This is a genomic window from Mesorhizobium sp. WSM3864 (assembly GCF_002294955.1).
Classification (GTDB): Bacteria; Pseudomonadota; Alphaproteobacteria; order Rhizobiales; family Rhizobiaceae; genus Mesorhizobium.
Genome location: NZ_NSGD01000022.1, coordinates 1 through 26237, shown reverse-complemented (window position 1 = coordinate 26237; position 26237 = coordinate 1). Strand labels below are relative to the sequence as shown.

Genomic DNA, 26237 nt, shown 5'->3' with positions numbered 1-26237 from the left:
AAGAAGAAGGTCATAAAGCAAAAAACCGTGACATTCTCGTAACACCACGAACCCAATCGCATTGTGGCTACCAAGCCACCACAGATTCGTTCCCTTTTCGTTCCGGTTAGCGGGTGAGCATGTGTCCTCGCCGAGCCTATTACCTATGCGAGGCCCCGCCCCTGGGATCCCTCGCATAACGCGAGGTGATCTCACAAATGAACATACAACTCAGAGTTTTCTTTTCCGCAATCGCATCTGCGGGTGCGACGGTCCTGAACGGCGCCAGTTTCGGCTTACCGCAACACCGAAAACACATTCGCTTGGATGAAGACAGTAGTCTCGTTCCAATCCCCGTCAAGGGTAACTTCTACGCGACCGGAATTCAATCTTCTCTGCGATTGGCACGCAAAGCAGGCATCACCCACGCCCTGGTCACTTCCCCGCCTCCGCATTTAAACCCGCGAAGATCGAAGAAAGGCAAGCCGGAGTTCGGACTCATTCCGATCTCGGACATAGCGCCCCTTGCGCAGTCCGGTGAAAGCGAGAGCGTGAACACTCCCAAGCCCCGCTTGGATGAACATGCATTCGTGGTTCTGGACGTCAGCAATTCGGTTAGGCCCGACGAACATTCAATGTGGGAGGGGTACGGAAGTCGGGAGGCGAGGTGGCGCTGCTATCAAGACCTTAGCTGGTTCGAAGCCAGCCCCCGGCTCTGGGAAATTTTTGGATACCCCCGGCGCGAAGACGAATCCGATCATCCCCGTGAAGACATGGATCTCATCGAGCGGACGGCAGACGGCGCCCCTCACCGTCATTGGCCTCCTTACTATGACTATCGAGGTTCGTACCCATTCCGCGACTGCTTCCGGATCGAAAAGGCGATCGGCTGCGAAAATCGATGGATTGTCTCCGTGATCTATGAGGTCGGGTCCTGGTACGTCGGAATTGTCGAGGACATAACCGAGCGGCTGAGCGTCCTAGGAGGGCTTGTCAGGTTCGAGATCCCGGAAACCCGAAATCCCCACTTGGGAAGCGAGCCAAACGATTTTCGACCTGGTGTCCTCGTGCGGCTCCTTTGACGCGAGTCTTGACGCCACAAGGCACGGGCAATCTCTCAAAAACCAACTTTGGGGACAGCGGCCAACGGCCCTGCCCCTGACCCATAATCAACGCCGAGACTGGGGTTGCCCTGTCTGCGGCACGAACCGAGGACTAGGATCCCATGGCATACACATCGATCCCCTTTTCTCAATGCAATCAAACTGCCGTCCCGCTGTTGGCGAGATCTCTCCTTTGTTGTCGGCACCAACACCGCACTGACCTGGGAGCGGCCCAATGAAAAACCACCTCGAAATGCACCTCACTGCCATCTCGGAACTTAGGCGTTCACCACACGCTGTGCGGAACCACAGCATCCGAAAAATTCGCAAGCTCCTCAAACACTTTGAGAAGTATGGGCAGATCCTTCCCATCCTCATAGAGCAAGGCGGTTATGTGGTCGACGGCCATGCGAGGCTAGAGGCGGCCCAGATGGCTGGCCTCAGCCATATGTCTACGATCGACATATCTCATCTATCGGAAGCAGACAGGCGAGCATTAAAGCTAGCGATGAACCGGCTCGGCGAGGATGGAATATGGAGTAAGCAGGCGCTGGCGCAAGAGTTCAAATTCCTGTCGGAGATCGGGTACGAACTCGATCTAACTGGCTTTGATACCCTCGAAATCGAAGACACCCTGGAGTTGGACGTCGACGCTCCTGGCGATGTCGAACAGCTCGATGCGAGCCTGTGTGTTGACGCGCCGGTTTCGAAACTCGGCGACATCTGGATTCTTGATAATGGTACCTCCACACATCGCTTGGCGTGTGGCGACTGCCGGGATGAAAGCCTGCTGCAAAGTCTGTTTGACGGGATGATGGCGTCCGTCTGCTTCACGGACCCGCCCTATAACGTTCCCATAGAAGGGTTCGTGTCTGGCCTTGGTAAGGCAAGTCACCAAGAGTTCGCGATGGCCTCCGGAGAAATGACGAAGGCGCAGTTCGCGGCGTTTTTGCTGGCGATCCTCACTGGGATTTTCGGGCGACTTGCCGTCGGTGGGCTGGCATATGTGTGCATGGATTGGCGCCACGCTGCCGATCTCATCACAGCCGGAGAAACACTCGGTCTTGAACTCGTCAACCTTGCCGTCTGGGTCAAGACCAATCCCGGCATGGGCTCTTTCTATCGTAGCCAACACGAGCTGATCGCCATCTTCAAACGTGCCGGCGAGAAGCATCGCAACAACGTAGAATTGGGCAAACACGGCCGATCACGCTCGAATGTTTGGCAGTACCGGGGTGTCAACGTGATGGGGCCCGAACGTTACCTTTTGAGCGAACATCCGACCGTCAAACCGTCTGCAATGGTCGCAGACGCGCTGCGTGATTCCAGCAAACCTGGCGACATCGTCTTCGACGCGTTTTTGGGATCTGGCACCACTCTGCTAGCCGCCGAGCGCTGCAAGAGGATCTGCCTTGGGGTGGAGATCGAGCCCCGTTTCGTCGATCTGGCCATTCGCCGCTGGCAGGCCGAAACCGGCCGCTCAGCCGTCCGGTCCTTCGACTGCCTATCATTCGAGGAGGCCCAAACCGCCCCCGCGACCGAGGCAGGCAAGACGTCGCAGGAGGTTGCCAATGAGCACTGAGGGCGGAGACGAAAAGGTCGGCTACGGCAAGCCCCCGAAAAAGTCCCGATTCAAACCGGGACAGTCGGGAAACCCGAAGGGTCGCCCGAAAAAATCCGGCACCGTCGCGCTCGAGATCCTGGATGAACTCAAGCGGCGCATCACGGTGCACGAGAACGGCCAAGAGCGCATCCTCACCAAACGCGAAGCGCTGGCCAAGACGATTGTCTCAGGGGCCCTGAAGAAGGACGTCAGATTGATTCAGGTGCTGATGAGCCTCGTGCCTGATCAATTTCGCATTCCTGAAAGCTCGCAGTCTGTCGCGGCGGCCCCTGTTTCGGCTGAAGAAGCCGAAATCTTGGAGCGCTTCGTCGCTCGCAGGCTGGAAAACCTCACTAGCAACCAGAACCCAAGCGATCCGCCAATGACCGAAGCAAATGGTAGTGAGGTCACAGATAAGGGGGCCAATAATGACTGAGCCACGAGAAACTATTCTTGCGCTGTGTCGAACTCACCTATGGGCGTTCAATGACAGGATCCTGCGGATTGCAGTGTCAGGTTATGAGCAATTCCCTTACATGGACCTTATGTCGCAATATATCGAAGACGCAATGTTGCGGCGAACGGACGGCAAGCTGGTGGTCAACTTGCCTCCGCGTCATCTCAAGTCCTCTACGTCTATTGCAGCGATCGCTTGGTACCTTGGCCTCTTCCCGAATCGAGAGGTAATGCTGGTCACCCATTCTGACAGCCTTTCAAAGGACCTGGCTGGAAAATGCCGAGTGATAATGCGCATGAAGGAATACGCGGAAATCTTCCCCGGACTTCAGATCGATGACCATAGGCATGCCACAATGGACTTCCGCACGACGGCTGGCGGCGGGCTGTTGGCCACCAGCTTCGACAGCCGAGCAATGCAGGGACGAGGCGCAGACGTTGCTTTCCTCGACGACGCTATCTCGGGACAGGATGCAGACTCGCAAGCCTCCCGAGATCGAGTCATCAATTCGTTTCAGTCTGTCATTTCGACCCGCGGCAACAACCCGGCGCGTAAGTCCGTGGTCTCCATCGGCCACCGGTTTCATACCGGTGACCTACCCGGCTACCTGCTTTCACTTGGTTTCGAGCATCTCAAGCTCCCGTTCCGAGCGGAAGAGGATGAGTTCTTTATTCGCGGCGACATTCGGTTCCGGCGCAGAAAAGGCGAGGTCTTACAACCTAGCCTGTACCCGCCTGAAATTATCGCTAAGGAGGTCGATACGCTGGCCCCCCACGTCTATGCGACCCAGTTCCAACAACGTCCCACGGCGCGTGAATCCGGCGTTCTCAAGGCGGCGTACTTCCCTATTGCTCCCAACCTGCCCAGCGGCGGCGAAACGATCTTTTCCTGGGACTGTGCATCAAGCACCACCCCTGGCTCGTCCTACTCCGTATGCCTGGTCTTCCAAAGGCATTCCGCAGTAAGCTATCTGAAACGCATCAGCCGAAACCGGCTCGACTATCTCGCGTTGAAAGCTCAAGCTCTCGCACTGAATGAACAATATCAACCAGCGCGTCACCTGATCGAACCCACGTCGACCGGCATTTCTCTGGCGGCCGACCTCAGGGCAAGTGGTGCTAACGTGCAGGAAACTGGAACCGGAGGCCTGTCCAAGGAGCAACGCCTTGACGCCGTCATGGGCAAGATCACCGCGCAGTATGTCCATATTCTCGCTGGTATTCCCGGCATCGATGATTTTCTGGATGAACTGACCGCCTTTCCATTCGGCTCGAACGATGATCAGGTCGACGCTCTTACGCAATATCTGCGATGGCTGACCGGCTCGGAGCCGCCGGGCGTACCCGACCCGTATTTCCACAGAATCAAGCCTCGGCCCAGCCGTTTCGATCGCTACCGGCCCAAGACTTGACCAGGCAAACGGAGGCGTGACGCCTTCTCGCCATGTGCGTCCATGTGCACCCTTGCGCCTTTGATTTGCCTCAACCAAGACCCTCATCGACGGCCGCCGATAGAGCAGCGGCTGTCCCTGAGTCGAGCCAGATCATCCCCTCAACTCGCCCCTGCTTTTTCACTCATCCAACAACTCACCCGGCTTCACAGCTAGATGTTTAGTCCCGGCATTTGATGGAGCGGATTTAGCCTGAAGCGTTCGGGTTGAGTGGCCCACGCCTTGCAGATGTACTCGTAGGGTGTGAGGCCCTTGAGGGTCTTGAGCCTGCGGGCGAAGTTATACGCCGCGACGAAATCGGAGAGATGGCTGCGAAGCTGGTCGTGGCTCTCGTAGTAAAAGCGCTTGACGGTGGCGTCCTTGATGGTGCGGTTCATCCTTTCGACCTGACCGTTGGTCCACGGGTGCCTGGCCTTGGTGGTCCGGTGTTCGATGTCGTTTGTGGCGCAGGCATATTCGAAAGCATGCGCCCGGAAGCGCTCGCCATTTGCGATGGCCTCCTTGATGAGGGGAACGGCCGACCCTCCTGCACCAGGCGTGGTGAACTGGATGCCATTGTCGGTGAGCACAGTATGGATCTTGTAGGGGACGGCCGCGATCAGGCGCAGCAGGAAGTCTCTGGAGACGGCGGTGGTGGCCTTCTCGTGCAGCTCGACGAAGGCGAACTTCGAGGTGCGGTCGATAGCGACGAACATATGCAGCTTGCCCTGTTCGGTTCGCACCTCGGCAACGTCGATGTGGAAGTAGCCGATCGGGTAGCTCCTGAACTTCCTCTTCGCCGGCCCGTCGCCCTCGACATCGGGCAGACGGCCAATGCCATGGCGTTGCAGGCAGCGGTGCAATGAAGATCGCGTCAGGTGCGGAATCGTCGGCTGCAGCGCATAGAGGCAATCGTCGAGCGGCAGTAGCGTGTAGCGCCGGAAGGCGACGATGACCGCCTCCTCCTCGACGGAAAGAACCGTCGACCGCGGCTCTTTTGGCCCCGTCGGCAGGTCGGCTGTTGAGGTTCGCTCCCGCCACTTCGCGACCGTCTTCTGGTTGATCCCGTAGCGCTTGGCCAGGGCTCTCAGGCTCTCTTGACTTTGTTGTATCGCTCGACGGACCGCCTCTGTCGTCGTGGCGCTGCCATGGAGAACCTGGCCCATAGTGCCTCCTTCGATTCGGAGGACAAGGATGCCCCATCAAAGCCTGGGATCAAACATCTAGGAAAGCCGCCGCCTTGTCAACGATCGTGATGGTAGAGTTTCGCCTGCTACGCTCGAGGTCATTAACAAGAGTGCGGTGGATGCCGACATCGTCAGCAAACGCCTCCTGCGAAAGGCCTTTCACCTTGCGCGGCCGCCGCAAATTTCGACTGCGTTCCCTTGCCCGCGCATGCCGCGATGCGTCCAGAATCTAAGGCAGGCGCGCTCGAAGCCGGGCAGTTCGTGGGCGTCGCCGAGCAGTGTTTTGCGAATTCAAAATCGGTTCTGACTAAAGCTGCAAAAAGCTTCGCCCAGGCCGCCGAAAGCAAGAATCCAAAGTGGTATTGGGCAGCTTACATGACGAGGCGAAGGGCGATCCAGTGCATACGATGAAGCCTTCTGCACGACTTGGGCCGCAGAGACTATGGGCCGCACGGAGCTGTCAGTAAGCGGCTTGGCTTCACGGTTTTCGAATCACCGATTTTGTCGAATGATACTGGTTGAGAAGTGGCCGTCGAGCATACGTCAGTCCAACCGCGCTGCCCCAGGAAACACAACCGCCGCGCCCGACCTCGACTAGCAGTCAATGGCGCCGAATGCGGACGTGGATTTCGGGACAACTAGGATCAGAGCCGTCCTTTGCATCCGGCGCCGACGATCTGCTAGTCGAACTCCCCCTGCGACTGCGATTTGAAGTCCGGAGCGACAATGCTGCTGGCGTACTCCCTAGTTTTGCCAGGAAATCCGACATTGCATTCGGCTCACTGAGCTCTCCGAGCCAGACACAGCCCCCGCCGGAAAAGTCGAATTGCGAACCTGGTTCAGGAACGATCGCCAAGGATCATCCGGTGCCGTCAGCTGCTAGGCCGTTTGCCGTGCGGGCCTCTATTCAGTCAACCTTGATGTTCATGGTAATATTCGAGGTGCCCGAGCGTTCAGCGCTTTTTCCCGTAACAGCGAAAACAAGGTGTCGATACCTTTGTAACCGTTTTGGGATTGATAAGTGAAGCCCGATCGGCTTGTGGCGCTAGCGACGCCGTGTTGAGGAGTGGAAGTGATTTTCAAACTTGAGTTGCTACTGGTGCCATGGGCGTAGACGGGGAACGCGCATTTTTGTCCGCTATGGGCCATTGCGCTGCCGGTACTGTCTTGCCCGAAACGGAAACGTAACCGCCACGGACATGGGTCCGCGTTCGCGAGCGGTACGACGCTCAAGCTTAGAAGACTGGCGAAGGGAAGGACGACGGCGAGTTTTTTGGAATTAATGAGAAAGCCTTTCCGGCTAGCTTTGAAGATTAATGCAGAGGGTATTGTTTCGCGGGGTTGCGTTTGTCGAACGACTGGACCTCGGTTGTTGACATTTGCACGCTGGTGGAGACGCTTGCTGCCGCTACCGCATCATCTCTCCTTGAAGGCCTCGCTGGAAATTTTAGCCAAAGGCGAGACTAGGTAATCGATGATGCGGCGCTCGCCGGTGCGAATTTCGGCAACCACGCTCATGCCGGAGGCCAGCGGGATGTCGGCACCGTCGACGGCAATGCTGCTCTGATCGAGTTCTATCGTGATTGGGAACACAAAGTTTGGGGCCGCCCCCGGCGATGCGCCGGCGGAAGCAGTGGCCTCGTTCGCAGCTGCGACCGCATCGGCCAACTGCCGCTTGGCCTCCTGTTCTTCAATGGCGCCCGCCGCGATGCGGACGATATGACCGCGCACGGTGCCGAAGCGGGTGAACGGGAAGGCATCCACCTTGATGACAGTTTCCTGGCCAAGTTTCAGAAATCCGATGTCGGTGTTGGGAACCAAAGCCTCCACCTGAAGGCTAGGTTTCGCCGGCGCTATGGTCATGATCTGCTGGCCGGTGGTAAAGACTTGGCCGAGCGTGGTGGCAGCGAGATCTTGAACGATCCCGTCGACCGGCGCGGTGAGCCTTGTGTGCGCCAACTGCGCTTCGGCCTTGTTGACGGCTTGGGCTTCGTCATCGCCGTGCTTCTCAGCGTCGGCCAGCTTGCCGGCGTAATCGGCGAGGAATTGTTCCACCGCCTTGCGCTTGTCGCTGAAAGTCTCGTCAAGCGCCGCCTGTGCCTCGGCTAGCTGTCCTGTGTCGGAAGCCAGTTGCGATTGAGATTTCTCCAGCTCCGCTTGGGCATCATAAAGATTGATCTTGCTATCGACCTCCCTAACCACAGACTCTTGGCGCATTGCGGCGGCCTGCGAAAGGGTTTCAATCAGGTCATTCTCATGGGCGATACTCATATGCAGGCGTGTCAGGCTGGCCTGTCTAGCCATTGACTGCTTGTCGAGACTTTCCAATGTCGAGGCCAAAACCGCAAAATCGGCTTGAAGCACAGCCTGCTCACGCTGACGGGTCTCCGATGGAATTGAGGCCGTCCATCCCACATCTGCTGAGGCTTGAATGATTGGAACCAAAGCAGCGGCGGGCGCCGTTTGGTCCGAAGCAGCCTGCAACTTCACCGCCAATCCCTGAACCTCTCCGATGGCGAAGCGCCTGCGGACTATTTCAGCCTGGGCTGCGTAGAGTTCGCTTTGGGCCGCGTCGAGTTCGGCCCGGCTCTCAGTGGGGTCGAATTCCACAAGAAGATCGCCGGAATGAACATTTGATCCAGGCTCCACATGGATGGAAGCAAGCTTGCCCGGATCGATGGCTTCAACGACCTTGGCATGCCCCAAAGCTTCGATTTTGCCTGGGGCAACCGCGTCTACATCTAAATGGCCGATGAAAGACCAGAGAATTGCTGCGGCAGCAAAGGCGCAAATGGTCATCATGAAGGCTGTTGCTACTGGCGGCGTCGGTGTTTCCAGAATTTCCAAAGCAGCCGGCAGGAACTGCAGATCACGGCCCCTGATCTGGCCTGACTGGTGCGCTTGGCCGGCCCTCTCCTTGTCCGAAGTTCCCGAACCGCGCTTCATGCTGGTCGTGCCTGCTCCGTTTGCAACGCCCAGAGCCCCGCATAGAGGCCCTTTGGATTGCGCAAGAGTTCGTTATGCGTGCCGCTCTCTATGATCTCTCCCTTTGCCATGCCGATAATCCGGTTGCAGGGGCGCAAGGCCGCCAGGCGATGGGCGATGATGAGCACCGTCCTCCCTTGCGCGATCGCCTGCATATTGTCCTGGATGATGCGCTCGCTTTCGTAATCGAGAGCCGACGTGGCCTCATCCAGGATCAGGATCCTGGGATTGGTGGAAAGGGCCCGGGCGATGGCAATGCGTTGCCTCTGCCCTCCGGAGAGATTGGCGCCTCTCTCCTCGATCATTGTGTCATAGCCCTGCGCCAGTTGGGCGATAAACTCGTCCGCGCCCGCAAGACGCGCCGCCTGCATCACCTGGGCCCGTGGCATCGCGGGATCGCTGAGCGCAATGTTCTCGTGGATGGTGCGGTTGAAGAGGATATTCTCTTGCAAAACCACGCCGATCTGCCGACGCAGCCAGCCTGGATCGAGCTGAGCGATATCCACACCGTCAAGCAGGATCTGTCCACCAACCGGGCTATAGAGCCGCTGGACCATCTTGGACAGTGTCGATTTGCCGGATCCCGAAAGCCCGACAACGCCGATGACTTCGCCGGCTGCAATGCCAAGTGTGATGCTACGCAGAACGTCCGGCGCATCGGGACGGTAGCGCATGGTGACACTGCGGAACTCGATGTGGCCGCGAATAGGCGGGAGCGTCAGCACGCTCTGCGGGCTGGGCTCGGGTGGGGCATTGAGAATGTCGCCCAATCTTGCCACCGAGACCTGGACCTGTTGAAAGTCCTGCCACAATTGCGAAAGCCGCAGCACGGGTTGAACCACCTGACCGGCGATCATGTTGAAGGCAATGAGCTCGCCCACCGACATGTTGCCGGACATTACTTCGCTTGCGCCAAGGAACAGGATCAGCGCATTAACCGCCTTGCTCACATATTGGATAAACCCCTGGCCGAGAGAGCCCGTCACCGTCGCGTCAAACGACGTGCTGACATAAGAGGCAAGGCGCTCCTCCCATTGCGCCTGCATCATCGGTTCCACGCTGGCCGATTTCAGCGTTTGGGCTCCAACGATCGATTCAACCAGGAACTGCTGGGATCTTGCCCCCTTATTGAACTTCTCGTCGATCTGACGCCGCAGAATCGGTCGCAGCAGCAGGGCAATGAGCAGGTAGACCGGGACGGAAGCGAGAATGACGAAGGTCAAAGTGCTGGAATAGACAAAGAGCACCGCGATGAAGACGAGGGTGAACAAAAAATCCAGCACCGCCGTCAACCCCTGCCCCGTCAGGAAACTTCGGATAGTTTCCAGTTCGCGCATGCGCGCCACCGTTTGACCGGTTGGTCTTGTCTCGAAATAACCAACCGGCAGGCGAAATAGATGGTGAAACAGTCGTCGTCCAAGCTCGACGTCGATGCGGTTGGTGGTATGGTTGAGTGTATAGCTTCGAAGAAACTGAAGGATGGATTCAAATAAGCCTAAGGTGAGAAGACCCACCACCAGCATTGTCAGGGTGGAAACTCCCTTGTGCACCAGCACCTTGTCGACCACGAGTTGGAAGAATAGCGGCGTTATTAGCGCGAAAATCTGGATAAACAGCGAGGCGGTGAAGACCTGCGCCAGAGCTTTGCGGTAGCGCCACAGCGACGGCAAAAACCAGAAGAACCCGAAATGGTCGGGATCGCTGCCAGCACCTCCCAGTCTGCGGGTGACCAACAGTGCCTTGCCGGTGGAAAGCTCAAATGCCTCCTCGAGTTCTGCCTCATGGGCCGAACGGCGCAAGGGATCGACCAGCCGCACTTTTCCTTTTTCCGAAGCAGCCGCCAATACCGCGCTGCCCCCATCCCTCAAGAACAGCACGGCGGGATACGGAATAGCCCCAAGACGCTCAGGCTTGACCAGTTTCACAGTACGGGCTTTCAAGCCCAGCAGCTTGGCGCCGCGGATCAGATCCTCGGGCTCTGAGGGAATCGATAGCGCCAATTGGTGGCGAAGCTGGGCCTGGTCGGCGGGAATGCGGTAATAGCCTGCGATCAGGCAGAGATTGGCCAAGCCGATATCGAAAGCAGAACCAGGCTCAGGCGCGTCAGCGTGCTTCACAGGATCAAACCCGCCTTGAGCAGATCAAACTGGAATGAAGGTCAGCCCACGCCGGGATGTCGCCCAGCGCGTGCAACCCTGCGGGGAAGGAACAGCTCTCCCGCGCCAAACCGACCCTCATAGTCGCTCCAATCCCCATCCGTATGAGATCTAGGCGAAGCGAAACTCGCTCGAGGTCAGATTTGTCTTGGTGACTCCCGTCAACGTGATCGTGTCGCTGGCATCGAGCCTGATCACCGTGTTGGAACCCGATTGAGTCATGGCTGCCTGCAATGCGGTCCAGTTGGCAAAGTCGAGATGCGAGAGCTGGATGATATCACTGGAGGCGAAACCGCTCAGCGTGTCCGCACCCGTCACGGTGCCATACTGAACAGTTTCGGATGTGCCGGACAGCGTCAGGGTGTCACCGGAGCCCACATTGAACACGTTCGAATTGCCGGTGACTTTGTCCGTCGCGCCGTTTGCCATGCCCACGGTTTCGGAACTCGCGGTAATCGTATCGCTGTTGGCGAGATTGAGGGCGAGCCCTGTCGTCGAGACGGTGTCGGTCGAACTGGCTCCGAAATTGATGACTGAGCCGGCGCCGCCAGTGATGGTGTTGCTGTTGCCGGTAACCGTTGCGGAGGCTGCGGCGGCAACATTGATGGTGTCGGACGACGCTGTCAGGCTGTCGCCACCTACAAGCTTCACGGTAAGACCCGTGGTGGATACCGTGTCAGTGGAATTGGCTCCGAGATTGATCACCGTCCCGCTGCCCCCGGTGATCGTGTCGCTGTTGCCGGTGACGGTGACGGTGGCGCTTGCTGCCACGCTGACCGTGTCGCTTGACGCCGTCAGGCTGTCGCCAGCCACGAGCTTCACGGTCAACCCCGTCGTAGCGACCGTATCGGTCGAACTGGCCCCGAGGTTAATGACCGCTGCGCTACCGCCGGTGATCGTGTCACCATTGCCCGTCACCGTGACTGATGCCGCGGCGGCAGCCGAAACTGTGTCGTTTGAGGCTGTAAGCTTGGCGCCATTTGCGAGGGTGATGGTGTTGCCAGACCCCGTCACGGTCGTTGTGGCCGATGCGGCGACACTTACCGCATCCGAACTCGCCGTGATCACATCGCCGTTCGTCAGATTGAGCGTAAGGCCCGTGGTCGACAACGTGTCGGTTGAACTCGCTCCAAAGTTGATGACCGAGCCGCTGCTGACATTGATCGTGTCGCTGCTGCCAGTGAGGGTCACGCTGGCACCGGCTGCAATGGAGATCGTATTGTTCGAGGCCGTCAACGTGTCGCCATTGGCGAGAGAGATCTGGTTGCCCGAACCGGTCAACACATCCGCAACGCCGGCCGCAAGTGTGATCGAAGCATTCGAGGCGCTGGTGGTGGAATAAGTATCGCTGTTTGGATAGTCCCCAAAGCCCGACGGTCCAGCACCAACAGAGATGACGTCGTTCGTGGAGCCGGCGTTAAGCGTCAATTTCGAAGGCCCGGCCTGGGCGATCTGGTCATAATTACCGGTCACCGTGGCGATGCTGTTGTAATCAAGTAGCACATCGGCATTTGAGGCCGTCACCGTTACCGTGTACCCCATCACTTCAACCGCGTTGTTGAAGCCGTTCATGGTGACGCTGCCGCCCTCTCCCTGGATCTGGACGAGATCGTCGCTGCCATTGATCGTCATCGCCACCGCGTTACCAGACGTCGCGTTCATGTCGACAATAAAGTCATGCGAATAGGAATAAGTGCCGGCGGTTCCGACCTGGATCGAGCTTGAACCCGGACTGATCCAGTTTGGTGAGGTCGCACTGGTACCCACACCGGCAAAGAGCAGGCTGACATTAGGGTCCGTGGCGGTGCGACTGGCATTGAAATCATAATCCGCCGCATATTGGGCCACCTGCACGGCGGCTTGTGCCCAATCGTCAGCAAGGCCCTGAACGCCGTAGGAGTTTTCTTGCGCGATATAATATCCCGTATTGGCCATTTCTTCTGCCGTCGGCAATCGCCCGAAAGCATTCTCATAGAATGGAATAGGGCTATTCATATATCCGGCTATGCCTTGATAGGTTTGCCATAAAGCAAAATTGTCGTGAAATTCCGGTGAATTCTGGTAGATGTCATAGGCCATTTGTTCTTCGTTGAAGACGCCATTCGTGATGTATTTTGACAGGTATTGGGTTTCGGAATCGTCCATCGCGTGCCCCAGAAAAACGCGATACAAATCATTTGCCTGGGCGATATACTGATTTTCAAGTCCCACCGAGATGGTGATGGTTTTCTGGGCATCGCCCAAGCCATCATTGATCGTCCAGGTGTCCATGCCGTTGGCGTCAATGCTATGAGTTGACCAGCCAGACGCCGAACCATTGCTTGCGGCCACGCTGCCCGCCGTTACACTCCGCGACCATTGATAGCTCCCATAGGCATTGGCAAAGCCCACCGTGGTATCGGTAATGCCGGTCGAGGCGACCAAGGTGGTGATCAGGCCATTGGCGCTGCGGATATAGGTATTGCTGCCGGTGATGGCCCCGCTCGGCCCCGTCGTATTGCTGTAGTAATTGTCAACCTGGGTCGAGGAACCATCCGGGCTGACAGTTGTGGTGTCCACCTGTTCGACGACGCCATTTCCATCGTTATCGACCTGCTTGACGGTGACTAGGCCATTGGCGCCTACCGTCAGGACGATCTTCTGGCGCAGATTGCTGAAGCTGTTGTCGAACGCGCTCTGTGTCGTCGTGGTCTGACTGCCATCGGCATTGAGCACGGTGGTACTCGAACCGATAATGTCGGTCGCCAGCATAGAGCCAGGCAAGCTGGACCCGGATTTGAGATCCGAGGCTGCCGTGGTCAGCGTAGATTTGGATTCAAGCCCGGTCGTGTCCAAGGCAAAGACTGTATTCAGGCCCGAGGCCGAGACTTCCTGCACGCTCTGGCTGACCGTCACGCCGCGTGCGTCCTGGTCGGTAATGGCGAGCAGCTGTCCGGCATCAGCCGTAGTCGACCAGTTGATGGCCTGTCCGTATGCAGAAGCTCCAAAGGCACCGGTACCGCTCCTAGTCTCGGTCGTTGTGCCATCGGCATTCCGGACATAGACATCCGTTGCCAGGTTATAAGCGCTGGCAAAGCTGGGCGTAAGGGTAGCCGGGTCAGCACCCTGGCCCCCCTGCAAATCCTCGGCGGAAGCGGTGATGGTCTGCCCAGACGCGTCATAAGCGTTCTTGGTCGTCGTCGTGGTGGTGCGCCCGTCCCAACTCACATTGGTGATGGTCTGCGCCAGGATGGTGCTCAGCGCGCTCTGGTCGTAGTAGGTCTCCGTCTCGGTGGTAGAGCCGTCGAGATTGATGGTCTTCTGGTCTGTATAGAGGGCGCTGGCCGCGCCCTGCTGCTGCAGCGACGTGGTGGTGGAAAGACCATTACCGGAGACCGTGATGGTCTCGGTGTCGGCGGCCGTTCCACCCACTGTATCCGCATTGGTCGTGGTTTCAGTGCCGTTGGCCGCAATCGCTGTGCTGCTGGTCTCCGACGCGGTTGTGCTTGCCGCCATGGCCGAATTCAACCGGCCGCTGAGTGTAAGAGACGTGGTGGACGTGAGACCGTTGCCACTCACATTCGTGGTGCGGGATGTAGCAAGGGTCGTCCCCGAAACCACCACATCACCGTCGCCAAAGACTATGGTGGCGCTGCCATCTGTGTTGAGGGTCTTGGTGCTGCTTTGGGTATCGGTGACCACACCGGACCCATTCTTGTAGGTCAGTGTGCTGGCCAGGCCATTGGCGCTGGTCGCCGTCACGATCGTGCTGAGGAGCACCGCATTGGCACCCCAACTGGTCAAGGTCTCGGTGAGTGAACCATCGGCATTGGTCTGGTCGACGTCGGACTGGTCCAGATGGGTGAGCGTTCCCGTCTCATTGAGGTAGCGGTTGGTGGTCACCGTGAGCCGGTCGGCGCTGGTGGTGGTGACGGACTGGGTCTCGGTTGATCCGTTCTGGGCCTTGGCGGTAACGGTTTCCGTGACGCTGCCATCGGCATTGACTGCTGTCACATCGGTGACGACCTTGTTGAACACCGCGGCACCGCCGCTCATTGCGCCGTTCTGGTCGTAGGACGTCGTAGTTGCAAGACCATTGCCGGATACGGTCGTAAATTTCTCCGAAATCAGGCCACTGGTGTTATTCCGTGAAGCCGTATCCGTGACGCTGCCATCGGCATTGACGCTCTTGGCGTCAGTATTCCAGAAGTCCCACGTCCCGTCTCCGTTCACATCGGTATAGAGCGTCGTCGTCAGCCCGTTGCCGCTTACCGCTTGCTTGGTCTGCCGCAGCAGGGCGCCGCCCTGCGAGGCGTAGGTCTGCACCGTTTCGTCCACCTCGCCGGTCGCCAGCGGGGTCACCGTGTCGGTGGAATAAAACGGCACCGAACCGTTGGACTGCAAGGTCGTCGTGGTTTGCCGGCCGACGCCGGACACCAGCACATTGGCCGTGGTGGTGCTGACATCACGCACCGTGCCCGAACTCGTTCCGGTGTAGTCCGTGACAGTCTCCGAGGTGCTGCCATTGGCATTGTATTGCAGAGTGTCGGTCGTGGTCCGGTCGGTGGTCCCATCGCCATTGAAGTCATGACTGACAGTCTTGCTCAGACCATTCGCGGAGACTGTTGTCTTGGTTTGGTCGAGCAGTGTCGATCCTGACCCATTGTAGTTGCCGACGGTGGTGGTCAGGCTGCCGTCCGTCGAATAGGCTTCTGACGTCTTGGTATCGAGGTCGTTGATGCCATCGCCATTGACATCCTGGGTGGCGTTGTTCGACGTTCCAGTGCCATTCACAGATGTATCGGCACGATCGAGCACCGTCGCATTTGGTGCCGAAGCCGTTCGATCGGTCCCGATCGAGCCGTCCGTATTGTAGGTTGTGCTCACAGTTGTCGTGCTGTCCCAGGCATTGCCATGGCCGGTAGCGTCAATATTGATGGTTGTTGTGAGCCCATTGGCAGAGGTTACCGTCTCAGCCCGGTTGACTAGGCTGCCATTCATGGCAAACCGGCTGGTAAGGTCGGTCACCGTCCCGCTGGAAGCCGTGGTAATCGACTCGGTCTCATCGACATAGGCGGTATTAGTTCCGTTCACCGTCTGCACGCCATAGTCGGTGATCGTCTGCGTGCGCCGGTCGGCCGAGGTCACAGTCACCGCCTGGTGTAGCAGGCTGCTATTGGCGCTGGTCGTGGTCACCGTCTCTGTCACCGAGCCATCGGCATTATTGACCTTCTGGTCCTTGACCGTGGTATCGGTCGCCCCATCACCATTGACATCGGTCGCTATGGTCACCGTCAGGCCATCGGCGCTTGTGGTGATGATGGTCTGATTCAGCAGCGTGCCGTTGCTGGCATAGTTTCCAATGGTCTCCGTGGCGCTGCCATCAGCGTTCTTGACCGTGACGTCGGTCAGCTTGGTATCGGTGGTGCCATCGCCATTCACATCCGTCGTCGTGGTCCTGGACAAGCCATCCGCCGAGCTGGTGACCACGCTTTGGTTGAGCAGCGAGCCGTTGGCGGCCAGACTGGAGGTCGTGTCGGTCTTGACCCCGGTCGTGGCATTGATGCTCACCGTCTCGGTGCTCGTGGCGTGGCCAATGCCCATGCTATCGATGGAGACTGTCTTGCTGATCTGGTCGGCGCCCAGGTGAGTGGTGATCTGGCTGACCAGGCTACCATTGAGCGAAGTGATAGCCACCACCTCGTCGCGGCTACCATCGGTATTCAGCGTCATGGTGTCGGTGGTGGTGCGGTCCGCGCCATGCGTCCCGTTCAGGTCCTGGACAGTGGTGGTGGAAAGGCCATCGGCGCTCTTGGTGACGGTCTGGCCATCGACATAGGTGCCGTTGCCGCCATAGTTCTGAAGGGTGGAGGTCGAAGTGCCATCGGCATTGGTTGTGATCACGGTCTTGACCACGCGATCGACCGTGCCAGTTCCCATATGGTCGGTCGAGACCGTCTGGGTCTTGCCGTCGGCGCTTATAGCCGTCCATACCGTGCCCAGGTCCGATCCGTTGTTCGAAGTGGTAGCCACCGTCTCGTTACGCGAGGAGTCGGCGTTCACAACAAGGCTATCTATAACAATCCGGTCGGTGGTGCCATTGCCGTCGATGTCAGTAGCTCCGGTCTTGGTCAGGCCATTGGCTGAATAGCTAGTCGTGCTCTTGTTGATTTCGCTGCCGTCGGCATTGAGATTGGTGATCGTATCGGTGCGCGAGCCGTCGGCAGCCGTGGCCTGCACTTCTACCTGGCTGAACCAACCGCCACCGGTTGCATCCCGCGAAATGGTGATGGTCTTGCCATCGGCCGAGGTCACCGTCTGCACCGCCGAGAGCTTGGTGCCACCGCCATTGTAGTTGGTCCACATCTCCGTCGTGTTGCCCGACGCATCCACAGTCGTGGCGATCACCTGCTTGCGGTCGACGACCCCATCGCCGTTGTCGTCATAGGTTGTGGTTCTGGTCACGCTGCTGCCATTGACCACCGTCGTCTGCACGTCCACGAAGGCGATGGATCCGTCGCCATTGGTGCCAGTATTGGTGATCACCGTGGTGGTGACACCACCCACTGTAGATGTACTGGTGTTGGTGCCGACTGCATGACCACTTGTACCAGATGCAAGAGTTGTAGCAGCCACCGTGCCCGTCGTGCCGTCGCTCTTCGTGAACGTCGTCTCGCCCGTGATGGCCGAGCCATCCGCATATTGGATATCCGTCGTATCCGCCGTCAGGTTGATCGACGTGATCCCTGCCTGCGCCAGTGTCTCGACTGTCGTCGTGCCGTCGGCATTGGTGACCATCACTTTGAACTGCGACCACTTGGCGTCCGAGGCATTGAACACCCCGTCGCCATTGCTGTCGAACACATCCCGAAGAGCCTGCATATCGTCCTTGGCGGTCGGGTCCCACTGCGTGAAGATGTACTGGTTCCGGTCTACGATCTTGTTGAGGTTGTTCGGATCGTAGAACAGCACCGCCGTCCCCGCGCCAGCCCAAGCCGTTCTATGCGACAGCCCGGAGCCTGTCGTGTCGAGGAAGGTACTCGACCGGGTCAACTCTGTGATGTTGATGCCCTTGCCAGAGAGATCGAGCAGGATGGGGCTTTCGTCACCCCCATCATCTTCGCCGTCGTCGCTGCCATCGCCTTGATAGCCCGGCGCTGCCGCGTTGCCTGGGTTGTTCCCGGTGTCGTCGTAACCCCCGCCGATATCGCCTTGATAGCCGGGAGAGCTGTAGTTGCCCGGGTTGTTCCCGGTGTTAGCGTAGCCGCCGCCGTATGTATCCTGCCCAATAGGACCATCCGTGTCAGCGGCGTCGTCAGGGGTATCATCGAAATTTTTGTCGAAGTCGTTTGAAAATGGGTTTTGTGTGTCGGGAATGTTAGGCCTGTTGGGATTGTCGATGTCAGATCCGTATAACGGGTCAACCGGCCCAATGGGATCAGGCTCTCGATATGTATGGGATGCCTCAACAGGATCAGGTTCCGGGGCGTATTCGCCAAAACCATAAACTGCCGCCCCAATCTTTGTGGGGCCGTCGACGTCTTCGAGCCCAAAACCAGGCTTGACCGTTGCACCGTCTGGGCCAACATCTACTTCAACCCCTGGGCCGTCGAAAGCTCCTATAGCTACTCCCGCAGAAGGTGAAGTACCGGGCGGGCTGGACGCTTCTATCTGGCCGACATTTACTCCGAGTTCCCCTGTCACACCATCATCGCCAACTTCTACTTGCGCCGAAACGCCGTATCCATCTATGGTTGCATCGACTTGCGCTCCAATGCCAAATCGCGTCCCGCCCATAGATTCCTCCATCGCTTCGTTTTATAGAAATACTTTTCAAAGTCGCAAAAGTTAGTACGAAAGACGCCTGAGAGCCTCTTTTGCTTTTAAGCTTCCGTTACTTGCAGCTTTTTTGTAAAGAACTACCGCAGTCGAAATATCTTTACTAACACCAATGCCGTTTTCAAACATCGATCCAAGCTCGTTTTGGGCATCGCCATTACCTGTTTCCGCGCTTTTCCTAAGGAGTTCTAGCGCCTTGCTAAAATCCTTTTCCATCCCAACGCCTGATAGATACATCACTGCTAAATCATACTGAGCTCGAGGATTGTTTTGAGCGGACGCCTCTTCGAATAGCTGACGAGCACGGACATAATCCTGCCCGACACCCTTACCGGTTAAATAGGCTACGCCGAGATTATACTCGCCCTTAGCATTCCCACCTCGCGCTGCGGCCGAAAACAATTCTGTGGCGCGTTGATAATCCCGCGGCACTCCTCGCCCAGTTGCGTAGAGGGCTCCAAGATTGGCATTGGCCGTGGGCAATCCTTGGGCCGCCGCCTTTGCATACCAAATCGCGGCCTGTGCCGCATCAGGCGCCACACCTTTGCCGGTCTCATAAAGTCCGCCTAGATTGTTCTGACCGACGGCGCCGCCTAGCGCTGCGGCAGCCTGGTACCAGCGCATGGCGGAGGAGAAGTCCTGCGCGACCCCCCGGCCATATTCATACAAATAGCCAATTGCTGCCAGCGCATTGGGATCGTTCTGGGCCGCCGCCTTCTGGTACCACATCATTGCCTGCGTATAGTCTCGCCCAACGCCCTCGCCGCTGTCATAGGCTGCACCGAGCTGATATTGGGCGGAGGGGAGCTTTTGGTCCGCCGCCTGACGGAGGAGTTCAACGGCCCTGACTGGGTCCTTTGTCACCCCCCTGCCAGCCTGATACATTGTGGCCAGACTCAACTCCGATTGAGCAAATCCCTTGGCAGCGGCTTTTGCATACCACGCAAAAGCGAGCGCACTGTTCTGAGCCACGCCGATGCCGCCTTTATCGTAGAGGTATCCCAGATTGTGCTCCGCTTGCGCGTCGCCCTTGTCGGCCGCTTGCTCAAAGTAGTCCCTCGCGCGTTGAGCGTCCGATTTCACACCGCAACCCAGTATGTACATAAACCCGAGATTGTTTAGCGCCGCCGTCTTGCCCAAGACAGCATCATTTTCCCACTCCTTTCGCTCTGAATCGCCGAGCGTTCCACATGACATTTGTTGGGTGACAATGAACTCTTCCGCGTTAGAGCGTGACGAAGGAATGAAAATTGATATCCCGAGGCAAGCCGCAGCCAGGATTACTATCGTCCGCTTGTCCGGATTAATCATTATGAGCTGTCTCAAGGTAATGTCGCAATCCCTGACTCGAGGAGGCTACAACTGCCCGAGCGCCTCCTGGCACTATTCACCCTACAAGAAGAAACTGACGGCAACCTGACGAACTTCGGCCGATACGAATTTTTTTACGAACCTTATTATGGAGGTCCAGCTTGAACCGATGCTGAGCGCATTCGCCCGCTGTGAAATCTCTACGCAGTCTTGAACCTCAGGCGGAACAGGGCGCCGCCCTCTATACGATTTTCCACCTCCACGGCGCCGCCATGCTGGCGCATGATCTCGTCGACAATAGCCAGGCCAAGGCCCGAGCCGCCTTTGGCCGCCTCAGTGGTAAAGAACGGCTCCAACAGGCGTTGCCGAAAAGCCTCAGCAATACCATCCCCTTTGTCGGCGACAGAGATGTTGGCCGGCAATTCGACCGCTATCTCGACGCAGGTACCGGGCGCGGTGTGGCGGAGACCGTTGCGAATGACGTTCGCAAGCGCCTCGCCGATCGCCGATGCGTCCCCCGTCGTCAGACAAGGTGCTTCGGACGCCTCGTAGGAGAGGCTCTTGCCTTCGGCGATGGCGAGAGGAGCCATGGCCGCGACGACATCCTTGGCAACTGTCCTGAGATCCACTTTTTCTTGAGGCAGCGGCACTGCGGCAAGCCGCGACAGGTTGAGCAATTGTCTCACGAGGTTCTGCATGCGCACGATATCGCCGCGCAGACCGGGATCCGGGTGCGGCACCGCGCTTTGCTCGATCCGGGCCGACAGCAGCGCCAATGGGGTCAGAAGCTGATGAGCCGTATCCGCCGTGAAACGACGTTGGCTGGTGATTGCCTGCTGCAGCCGACCCGCCGCCGCATTGGCGGCTTCGGCCAGGCCGCGCAACTCCACCGGCAGGTCGGCCTCCGCGATACGCGCTTGCGGATCACCGGGTCCGATCCTTTCAGTCGCCTGAGACAACCTTCGCACCGGGGCAAAGCCGGAGCGGACGATCGCAAGGCTAGCCGTGAACACAATAAGGCAGATCGGGATAGCCGCAAAAAGCGTGCCGGTCAGCAGCCGCCACTCCACGTCGCGCAGCAGAGCGTCAGTCTCCGACGAATGCTGCCCAACGATCAGAAGCAGGTTCTCTCCCGCCGCATCCACCGGCTGCGTCAGGAAGTAGTAGGCATTGTCGAGCCCATCCCTGCCTTCCGTGTCGGTTTCGCCAAAGGGTATCTCGCGGATAAACTGCGGGCCGAACCTGTCCTGCAGAGCCTTCGAGGACGTTATGACGAGATTGCCGGCTCTGTCGCGCAGTGCGTAGAAGAAAGCCGGTGCATCACCCTGATAGGGAGCTTTGCGATCCGCGGGCAAGTCCACGGCAGGGGTTGTTCCATCACCGAGGCGGAGGGCCTGGCTGATTTCACGCGCCTGGCGCTGCAGACGAAGCGATCTCGCCGTCTCGTCGATGTTGGACAACTGGTAGCCGATCAGCAAGGCGCAAGCCGCCGCAAAGAGTATGAACAGCAGCGAGAGCTGTAGACTCAGGCGAAACCCGATCGAGCCAAACAGGCGCTCGCTAAGGCGCAAGACAATACCCGATGCCGCGGACCGTGTGGATCTGCCGATCCGCCCCCAGATTGCCGAGCGCGGTACGCAGCCGGTAGACGCTCGCCTCTATCGCATTGGGCGATGCGCTGTCCCCGAAACCGAAAAGCTTGGCGTCCAGCATCTCCCGGGTGACGACCTGGCCGGAGCGGCAGACCAGTTGCTCCAGAAGCATGCTTTCCCTTCGGGCTATCATCAGCGGTTTGCCGCCGACCATCGCCGAATGCGTTGCCTTATCGAGGACGATGTTTCCGGCTTCAACCGTCGAAACGACTACTTCTCGCGGGCGACGCAGCAGCGCACCCACGCGCGCAACAAGTTCAGCGCCTTCGAAAGGTTTGCAAAGATAGTCGTCTGCCCCACGATTGAGCGCCCCGACTCGGTCGTCAAGGCCCGAACGCGCCGTCAGGAACAGCACTGGAATGGCCAGCCTGGTTTGACGGGCAAAGTCCAGCAACAGAAAGCCGTCACCATCCGGCAATTGTCTGTCGAGAACCAAAAGGTCATAGGCGGCCACGCCGAGCGCATGCATACCACCGGCGACGGTATCCACGACGTCGACCGCATAACCTGACCGCTCCAGCGTGGCCTGGACATGCCGCGCCAACGTGCGCTCATCCTCAAGGACCAAAAGCCTCGCCACGTATCACCTCCGCAAGGCAGGCAAGCTGAATGGACAGCGCAGCCAAGTCAACGGCGTCACAAGCTTCCGTTGATACTTGCAGCAGGCATGTTGGACACATATCCGTGAATGACTGCTGTGAACTGTAGCCAAACCACACTTGAGAATACCAGGCGCACGGGCGTATTATCAGGCCGCTACCTGAACCTTCCATTCGCTGACGGATACCCTCGACGGTCACGACCTAAGGTCCGACGGCTGTGCTGGGCATCATTAGCCATGCTGCCCGGCTCACGTGCGCAACCACATCGCGGTTACCCAAGATGTCTGCTTTTAGGCGGTGAAGGGCCGATTCCGATGACCGACATGAGGCGCATAGCGGCCGTCCCGCAGCGAAATCCGGCCGCCTTTCTGATACTATCAGGTTGTCCGCGACCGCGCACTACTCGTCCAACAGTTCGCCGGGCCTAACGGATAGGTAAACCGCCAGCTTTTCCACGATCGTGACTGTGGACTTCGCCTGCCCCGCTCGAGGTCGCTGATATAGGTGCGGTGGATGCCAACATCGTCAGCAAATGCCTCCTGCGACAGGCCTTTAGCCTTGCGCAGGCGCCGCAGATTTCGACCGAGGCGTTTCCGAATGTCCACGTCGGCGACATTCAGTTATGCATCTGATCAGTCTACAGACGATAAGGGACATTTTTACTTGACTTGCCCCGCACGCCAAGCGCTTTGCTGCGCTAGCTACTGGGTGCATTCGGGCTCAGCGATCTCTGGGCGTGGTGGAGGTTATTGCATGGATCACGAGATCCGACATCGCGGCCTAGCAATTGGTGCAGCAGTTTTTCTCGCAATGTTGCCCGTTGTCGCGCATGCCGAGGAGAACTGCGTTCACCTGGATTTCTTCGTAAAAGGAAAATGGATGCCCCGGTTCGACGTCTCGACGTGGGCAGCCCGACATCCCACCGTGGACTTCGGCAAGGTGCGCTTAAGGGTGCAGCCCGACGGCGTGGCCATCTACCAGGACCGCCTCGACAATCGAGAGACCAAGGCGACGTGGGAGGTGAGACCTAACTCTGGCGGCATGGAGCAACTGTGTCTGCCCAACAACCCCTTTGACCCCGACCTGGAATGCGCGGCGCTCTACAAGGCAGCTGCAGAAAACGATCCCGCTACCCTTCTGGCGTTCGATGGCCATTGTGCAAATGGCGATGCGGGCTCGTTAGTGTTTGTCGGGGCCGAGCAGGGCTTGCCAGATACGCCTACTACTACCGCAGCAGAGCCAGAAGCTGCGACCCCCAATGATAGCGGCGACGACAACGAGGCAGATGACGGCACCGACCAAACCGCAGTCGACGAACAGCCCAATGGTCAACTTCCTAAATGCAGCGCAGATGCGGTGAAGGAGACCGTTTCAAACCTCGTGGCGTCAATTCCTCTAGACCCTGGACAGATCTACGCGATGATACCGGTGAGGCCGCATAAGCTAATCTTCACCGTCAAAGCTGTACGCACCGAAGGGGAGTTGTTGAATGGCTACTCCTGTTCAGCGGTCGTGGCGGCGAATCTGGACGCTTCAGGCAGTCCGCCTATCAGCCCACTGGCAATCCCCTTGCTGCAATCGCAAGGCGTTATTGGAGACCGAAACATCGATTACAGCATCAAGATGATGGATGATGGTCAAGTTATGGTGACGCTCGAGCCATAGCCGAGCGTTTGGGGCAGAACCCTGTCCAGTCCACAGGCTGAAGCCGCTCGGCGGGGAAGGCAGATCTCTAGTCCGGCTGCCGGCAAGAAAGATGACATGGAAACACGCAAGTCCAACACCCTTGCTCAGCAAGGCGCGCCAAAAGGCAAGGTTGGCTTCTTCTGGATCGTTCCCAACCGACCTGGAGAGGACGCGATCTTGGGTGACGGTATCGAATTGACCAATGCGGAGACCTACGGCGAGGCCCTCACCCATCCTGGCGGGCACTACGAGTTCTGGGAGAATATGAAAGCACGCGGACCAGCGTGGCTGCGGGCAAGGAACGTGAGCGGCGCGCTTCTATCCACCGAATACGAGGACTGGCCGCGCGGCAGGGTGAACTTCTTTCCCAAAACGAACCGGTTCCTGCTCTTGGCCGATCCGCGCATCATGACAACCTCCCGCATCGACTTGGTGCGCGCCATGTTCGAACTCGGCGACCTCGACGTCGATATCGATCGTGACGGTCACTACCGGCCGGCACCAAGCGGCATCTAGGCAATACGGTAGGCGGGGCCGACGCGTCCCGCTTCATTAGACGCCAGACCACATCTAAGACCCCCAAACCTACCAGATAAAGCGGTCGCCCAAGCCTTCTCGAGCGGCCGGTTATCAACTAGTCAAACAGATCTATACCTTGGCTTTCCGCTTCGTCGCTGCCTTCTTCCCGGGAACCGACGTTGTTTTCTTCCCAAGCCCTAGCGATTTTGCCAAGGCAGAGCGCGCCGCCGAATAGTTCGGTGCGACCATTGGATAGTCCTTAGGCAAGTCCCACTTCTCACGATACTCCTCCGGCGACATGTCGTGGGCCGTGCGGAGGTGGCGCTTGAGAGATTTGTATTTTTTGCCGTCCTCCAGGCTGACGATGTAATCCGGGAACACAGACCGTTTCGGATTAACCGCTGGCTTCTGCGCCTCTTGTTCCGAGGCAGCGGGGTTTCTGATTTGAGCGAGCCAAATTCACATTCGCAATTTGATCGGGCAGACCCGCAACCGGCAGGGCGTTCTTCTGAACATAGGCTGAGACAATGTCGGCCGTGAGTTCGATCAGATTGGGTTGGCTTTCGTCAGACAACGGCCGGCTCCTTTGGTTGCAGGATTTGCATGCGATACATTTGTTCATTTCTGAATAAGAGACAAACAGGGTTATCGTCAACGCCTGCCGGCAGTTAATACACCTTCATAGGCACGCCGAAGAATATACAAATGCATACGAGCAGAACTCCCTCCATACATTCGATCGCTTTGACGACGGCGCTCAGGTTCCGAGCGCATGTTCAGTACTGACCTTTGCGCATCTGGTTGGATATTTTTACAATAATACCGAGGTTTCGATATAAATCCGACTGGACTTCCTATTATTAGCAAGCATTGGTCTCGTGACGAAGCGAGACCCACGATGGCCAGGAAACGAGACAAGTCAGAAGACAAAGTCGCAATCGACGTAGTTCGCCAGCATCTATTCGACATCGAGCCGGAGCTCAGAACGCTTGAGGGTTTGGTAGCAATACTCCACGCCCTTAGCACTACGGCCGATCAAGTCGAACCCATTGCCCTTGCTCCGCTCGCCCATCTGAGCGGAGAGGCGGTCGAAAAGATCCTCTCAATGTGGCGAGAGGCCATGACCGCCTTCGCGAGCGAGGCGCGGCCACAATGAACCTGTTGTGCGAGCGAACACTGCCGTCGGTAAACTGCAAGCAGAGCGGCGCCGATACACTCGATCAGGCCTGTCGCAAGTCGTCACTGGCTTCGCGCGGATGCCTCGTCCTTGCGCAGCAATTCGGCTGGATCGAGCTCCAGCACCCTGGCGATCCGTTCGATCGCCTTCAGGCTCGCATAGTAGCGGCCGCGCTCGAGCGAGCTGATATAGGTTCGATCGAGCCCTGCCTCATAGGCAAGCGCCTCCTGCGAGAGCCCCTTTACCTCTCGGGCCGCGCGAAGATTCCGGGCAAAAAGCTGGCGTATGTCCATGAGACGTACAGCAGCCAGTTGCAGAGTATATTCCACGGAGTATACTCGTCATTCCTCGCCGACCGTCGCTTGGCAAATCCAGCCCATTTGAAAATCACCTCGGGGGACGCATGACTGACTGGTACTATGAAGAAAACGGAACGCAGCGCGGGCCGATCAAGGAGGCAGACTTGGCGACGATGTTTGCGAATCGCTTTCTGCCACTGGAAGCGCGGGTATGGTCCGCTGCCCTCGGCTCGGAATGGGCGCCAGCCAGCCAGACGAAATTCAAGGACAGTGT

The 26237-nt window shown here is 58.1% G+C and carries 17 protein-coding genes and 1 pseudogene; 7 read left to right on the top strand and 11 right to left on the bottom strand.

Translation table 11 applies throughout. The features are described 5' to 3' along the window. The first annotated feature begins 197 nt into the window (after positions 1-197). From CK215_RS26840 to CK215_RS26825, 4 genes are all read left to right on the top strand, one after another. Positions 198-1061, top strand: a complete 864-nt coding sequence (locus tag CK215_RS26840) for a hypothetical protein (protein ID WP_095832714.1) — start codon at positions 198-200, stop codon at positions 1059-1061. Between the two features lie 256 nt (positions 1062-1317). Beyond that, a complete protein-coding gene (locus tag CK215_RS26835; protein ID WP_095832713.1) occupies positions 1318-2664 on the top strand; it encodes a DNA modification methylase in 1347 nt (448 codons plus the stop codon). Continuing rightward, positions 2654-3121: a DUF5681 domain-containing protein gene (locus tag CK215_RS26830; protein WP_095832712.1), complete on the top strand. Its 468-nt coding sequence runs from the start codon at positions 2654-2656 to the stop codon at positions 3119-3121. Before CK215_RS26835 ends, CK215_RS26830 begins: the two co-directional genes overlap by 11 nt. After that, the gene (locus CK215_RS26825; protein ID WP_170950410.1) at positions 3114-4553 is read left to right on the top strand and encodes a hypothetical protein; all 1440 of its coding nucleotides are present in this window, start codon (positions 3114-3116) and stop codon (positions 4551-4553) included. The genes CK215_RS26830 and CK215_RS26825 overlap by 8 nt, the downstream gene beginning before the upstream one ends. Positions 4554-4744: 191 nt before the next feature. Here the strand turns inward: CK215_RS26825 and CK215_RS26820 are convergent, their stop codons facing one another. The 9 genes from CK215_RS26820 to CK215_RS26775 all read right to left on the bottom strand — a co-directional run bounded on the left by CK215_RS26820 (position 4745) and on the right by CK215_RS26775 (position 22887). Then, positions 4745-5737 (bottom strand): IS481 family transposase, encoded by a 993-nt coding sequence (locus CK215_RS26820; protein ID WP_095832710.1) that lies wholly within the window; start codon positions 5735-5737, stop codon positions 4745-4747. Positions 5738-5786: 49 nt separating this feature from the next. After that, complete coding sequence (locus CK215_RS26815; RefSeq protein ID WP_095832709.1) at positions 5787-5939, bottom strand: helix-turn-helix transcriptional regulator; 153 nt, start codon at positions 5937-5939, stop codon at positions 5787-5789. 1235 nt (positions 5940-7174) lie between these two features. Continuing rightward, a complete protein-coding gene (locus CK215_RS26810) occupies positions 7175-8704 on the bottom strand; it encodes an HlyD family type I secretion periplasmic adaptor subunit (RefSeq protein ID WP_095832708.1) in 1530 nt (509 codons plus the stop codon). Then, on the bottom strand, positions 8701-10860 hold the full coding sequence (locus CK215_RS26805; protein ID WP_095832707.1) for a type I secretion system permease/ATPase: 2160 nt from the start codon (positions 10858-10860) through the stop codon (positions 8701-8703). Before CK215_RS26805 ends, CK215_RS26810 begins: the two co-directional genes overlap by 4 nt. Positions 10861-11010: 150 nt before the next feature. After that, entirely contained in the window at positions 11011-18675 is a 7665-nt protein-coding gene (locus CK215_RS26800; RefSeq protein ID WP_141245547.1) for a hypothetical protein, read from the bottom strand. Positions 18676-18726: 51 nt separating this feature from the next. Further along, positions 18727-20028 (bottom strand): tetratricopeptide repeat protein, encoded by a 1302-nt coding sequence (locus tag CK215_RS26790; protein WP_095832704.1) that lies wholly within the window; start codon positions 20026-20028, stop codon positions 18727-18729. Positions 20029-20228: 200 nt separating this feature from the next. Next, positions 20229-21599 carry a HAMP domain-containing sensor histidine kinase gene (locus CK215_RS26785; RefSeq protein ID WP_095832703.1) on the bottom strand — a complete coding sequence of 457 codons (1371 nt, stop codon included), beginning with the start codon at positions 21597-21599 and terminating at the stop codon, positions 20229-20231. Next, entirely contained in the window at positions 21589-22260 is a 672-nt protein-coding gene (locus CK215_RS26780; RefSeq protein ID WP_095832702.1) for a response regulator transcription factor, read from the bottom strand. Before CK215_RS26780 ends, CK215_RS26785 begins: the two co-directional genes overlap by 11 nt. A gap of 399 nt (positions 22261-22659) precedes the next feature. Then, positions 22660-22887 (bottom strand): helix-turn-helix transcriptional regulator, encoded by a 228-nt coding sequence (locus CK215_RS26775; protein WP_245418835.1) that lies wholly within the window; start codon positions 22885-22887, stop codon positions 22660-22662. A 148-nt stretch (positions 22888-23035) separates the two neighbouring features. On the opposite strand from CK215_RS26775, the gene CK215_RS26770 reads away from it, so the two are divergent. Next, positions 23036-23947 (top strand): hypothetical protein, encoded by a 912-nt coding sequence (locus CK215_RS26770; protein ID WP_141245546.1) that lies wholly within the window; start codon positions 23036-23038, stop codon positions 23945-23947. 96 nt (positions 23948-24043) lie between these two features. Then, entirely contained in the window at positions 24044-24484 is a 441-nt protein-coding gene (locus tag CK215_RS26765) for a hypothetical protein (protein ID WP_095832700.1), read from the top strand. A 132-nt stretch (positions 24485-24616) separates the two neighbouring features. On the opposite strand, the pseudogene CK215_RS26760 reads toward CK215_RS26765, so the two are convergent. Beyond that, positions 24617-25061 (bottom strand): annotated as a pseudogene (locus tag CK215_RS26760) (MucR family transcriptional regulator). A 324-nt stretch (positions 25062-25385) separates the two neighbouring features. Between CK215_RS26760 and CK215_RS26755 the strand changes: the two are divergent. Further along, positions 25386-25643, top strand: coding sequence for a hypothetical protein (locus CK215_RS26755; protein ID WP_095832699.1), 258 nt, complete (start codon positions 25386-25388; stop codon positions 25641-25643). Between the two features lie 83 nt (positions 25644-25726). On the opposite strand, the gene CK215_RS26750 is transcribed toward CK215_RS26755, so the two are convergent. Then, the gene (locus tag CK215_RS26750) at positions 25727-25957 is read right to left on the bottom strand and encodes a helix-turn-helix transcriptional regulator (RefSeq protein ID WP_095832698.1); all 231 of its coding nucleotides are present in this window, start codon (positions 25955-25957) and stop codon (positions 25727-25729) included. Between the last annotated feature and the right edge of the window lie 280 nt (positions 25958-26237).

Coding starts and splice junctions, on each gene's coding strand:
- CK215_RS26755 (WP_095832699.1), top strand. CDS start 25,386: ATGGCCAGGAAACGAGACAAGTCAGAAGACAAAGTCGCAATCGACGTA.
- CK215_RS26790 (WP_095832704.1), bottom strand. CDS start 20,028: ATGATTAATCCGGACAAGCGGACGATAGTAATCCTGGCTGCGGCTTGC.
- CK215_RS26825 (WP_170950410.1), top strand. CDS start 3,114: ATGACTGAGCCACGAGAAACTATTCTTGCGCTGTGTCGAACTCACCTA.
- CK215_RS26810 (WP_095832708.1), bottom strand. CDS start 8,704: ATGAAGCGCGGTTCGGGAACTTCGGACAAGGAGAGGGCCGGCCAAGCG.
- CK215_RS26765 (WP_095832700.1), top strand. CDS start 24,044: ATGGAAACACGCAAGTCCAACACCCTTGCTCAGCAAGGCGCGCCAAAA.
- CK215_RS26820 (WP_095832710.1), bottom strand. CDS start 5,737: ATGGGCCAGGTTCTCCATGGCAGCGCCACGACGACAGAGGCGGTCCGT.
- CK215_RS26840 (WP_095832714.1), top strand. CDS start 198: ATGAACATACAACTCAGAGTTTTCTTTTCCGCAATCGCATCTGCGGGT.
- CK215_RS26835 (WP_095832713.1), top strand. CDS start 1,318: ATGAAAAACCACCTCGAAATGCACCTCACTGCCATCTCGGAACTTAGG.
- CK215_RS26800 (WP_141245547.1), bottom strand. CDS start 18,675: ATGGGCGGGACGCGATTTGGCATTGGAGCGCAAGTCGATGCAACCATA.
- CK215_RS26750 (WP_095832698.1), bottom strand. CDS start 25,957: ATGGACATACGCCAGCTTTTTGCCCGGAATCTTCGCGCGGCCCGAGAG.
- CK215_RS26770 (WP_141245546.1), top strand. CDS start 23,036: ATGGATCACGAGATCCGACATCGCGGCCTAGCAATTGGTGCAGCAGTT.
- CK215_RS26830 (WP_095832712.1), top strand. CDS start 2,654: ATGAGCACTGAGGGCGGAGACGAAAAGGTCGGCTACGGCAAGCCCCCG.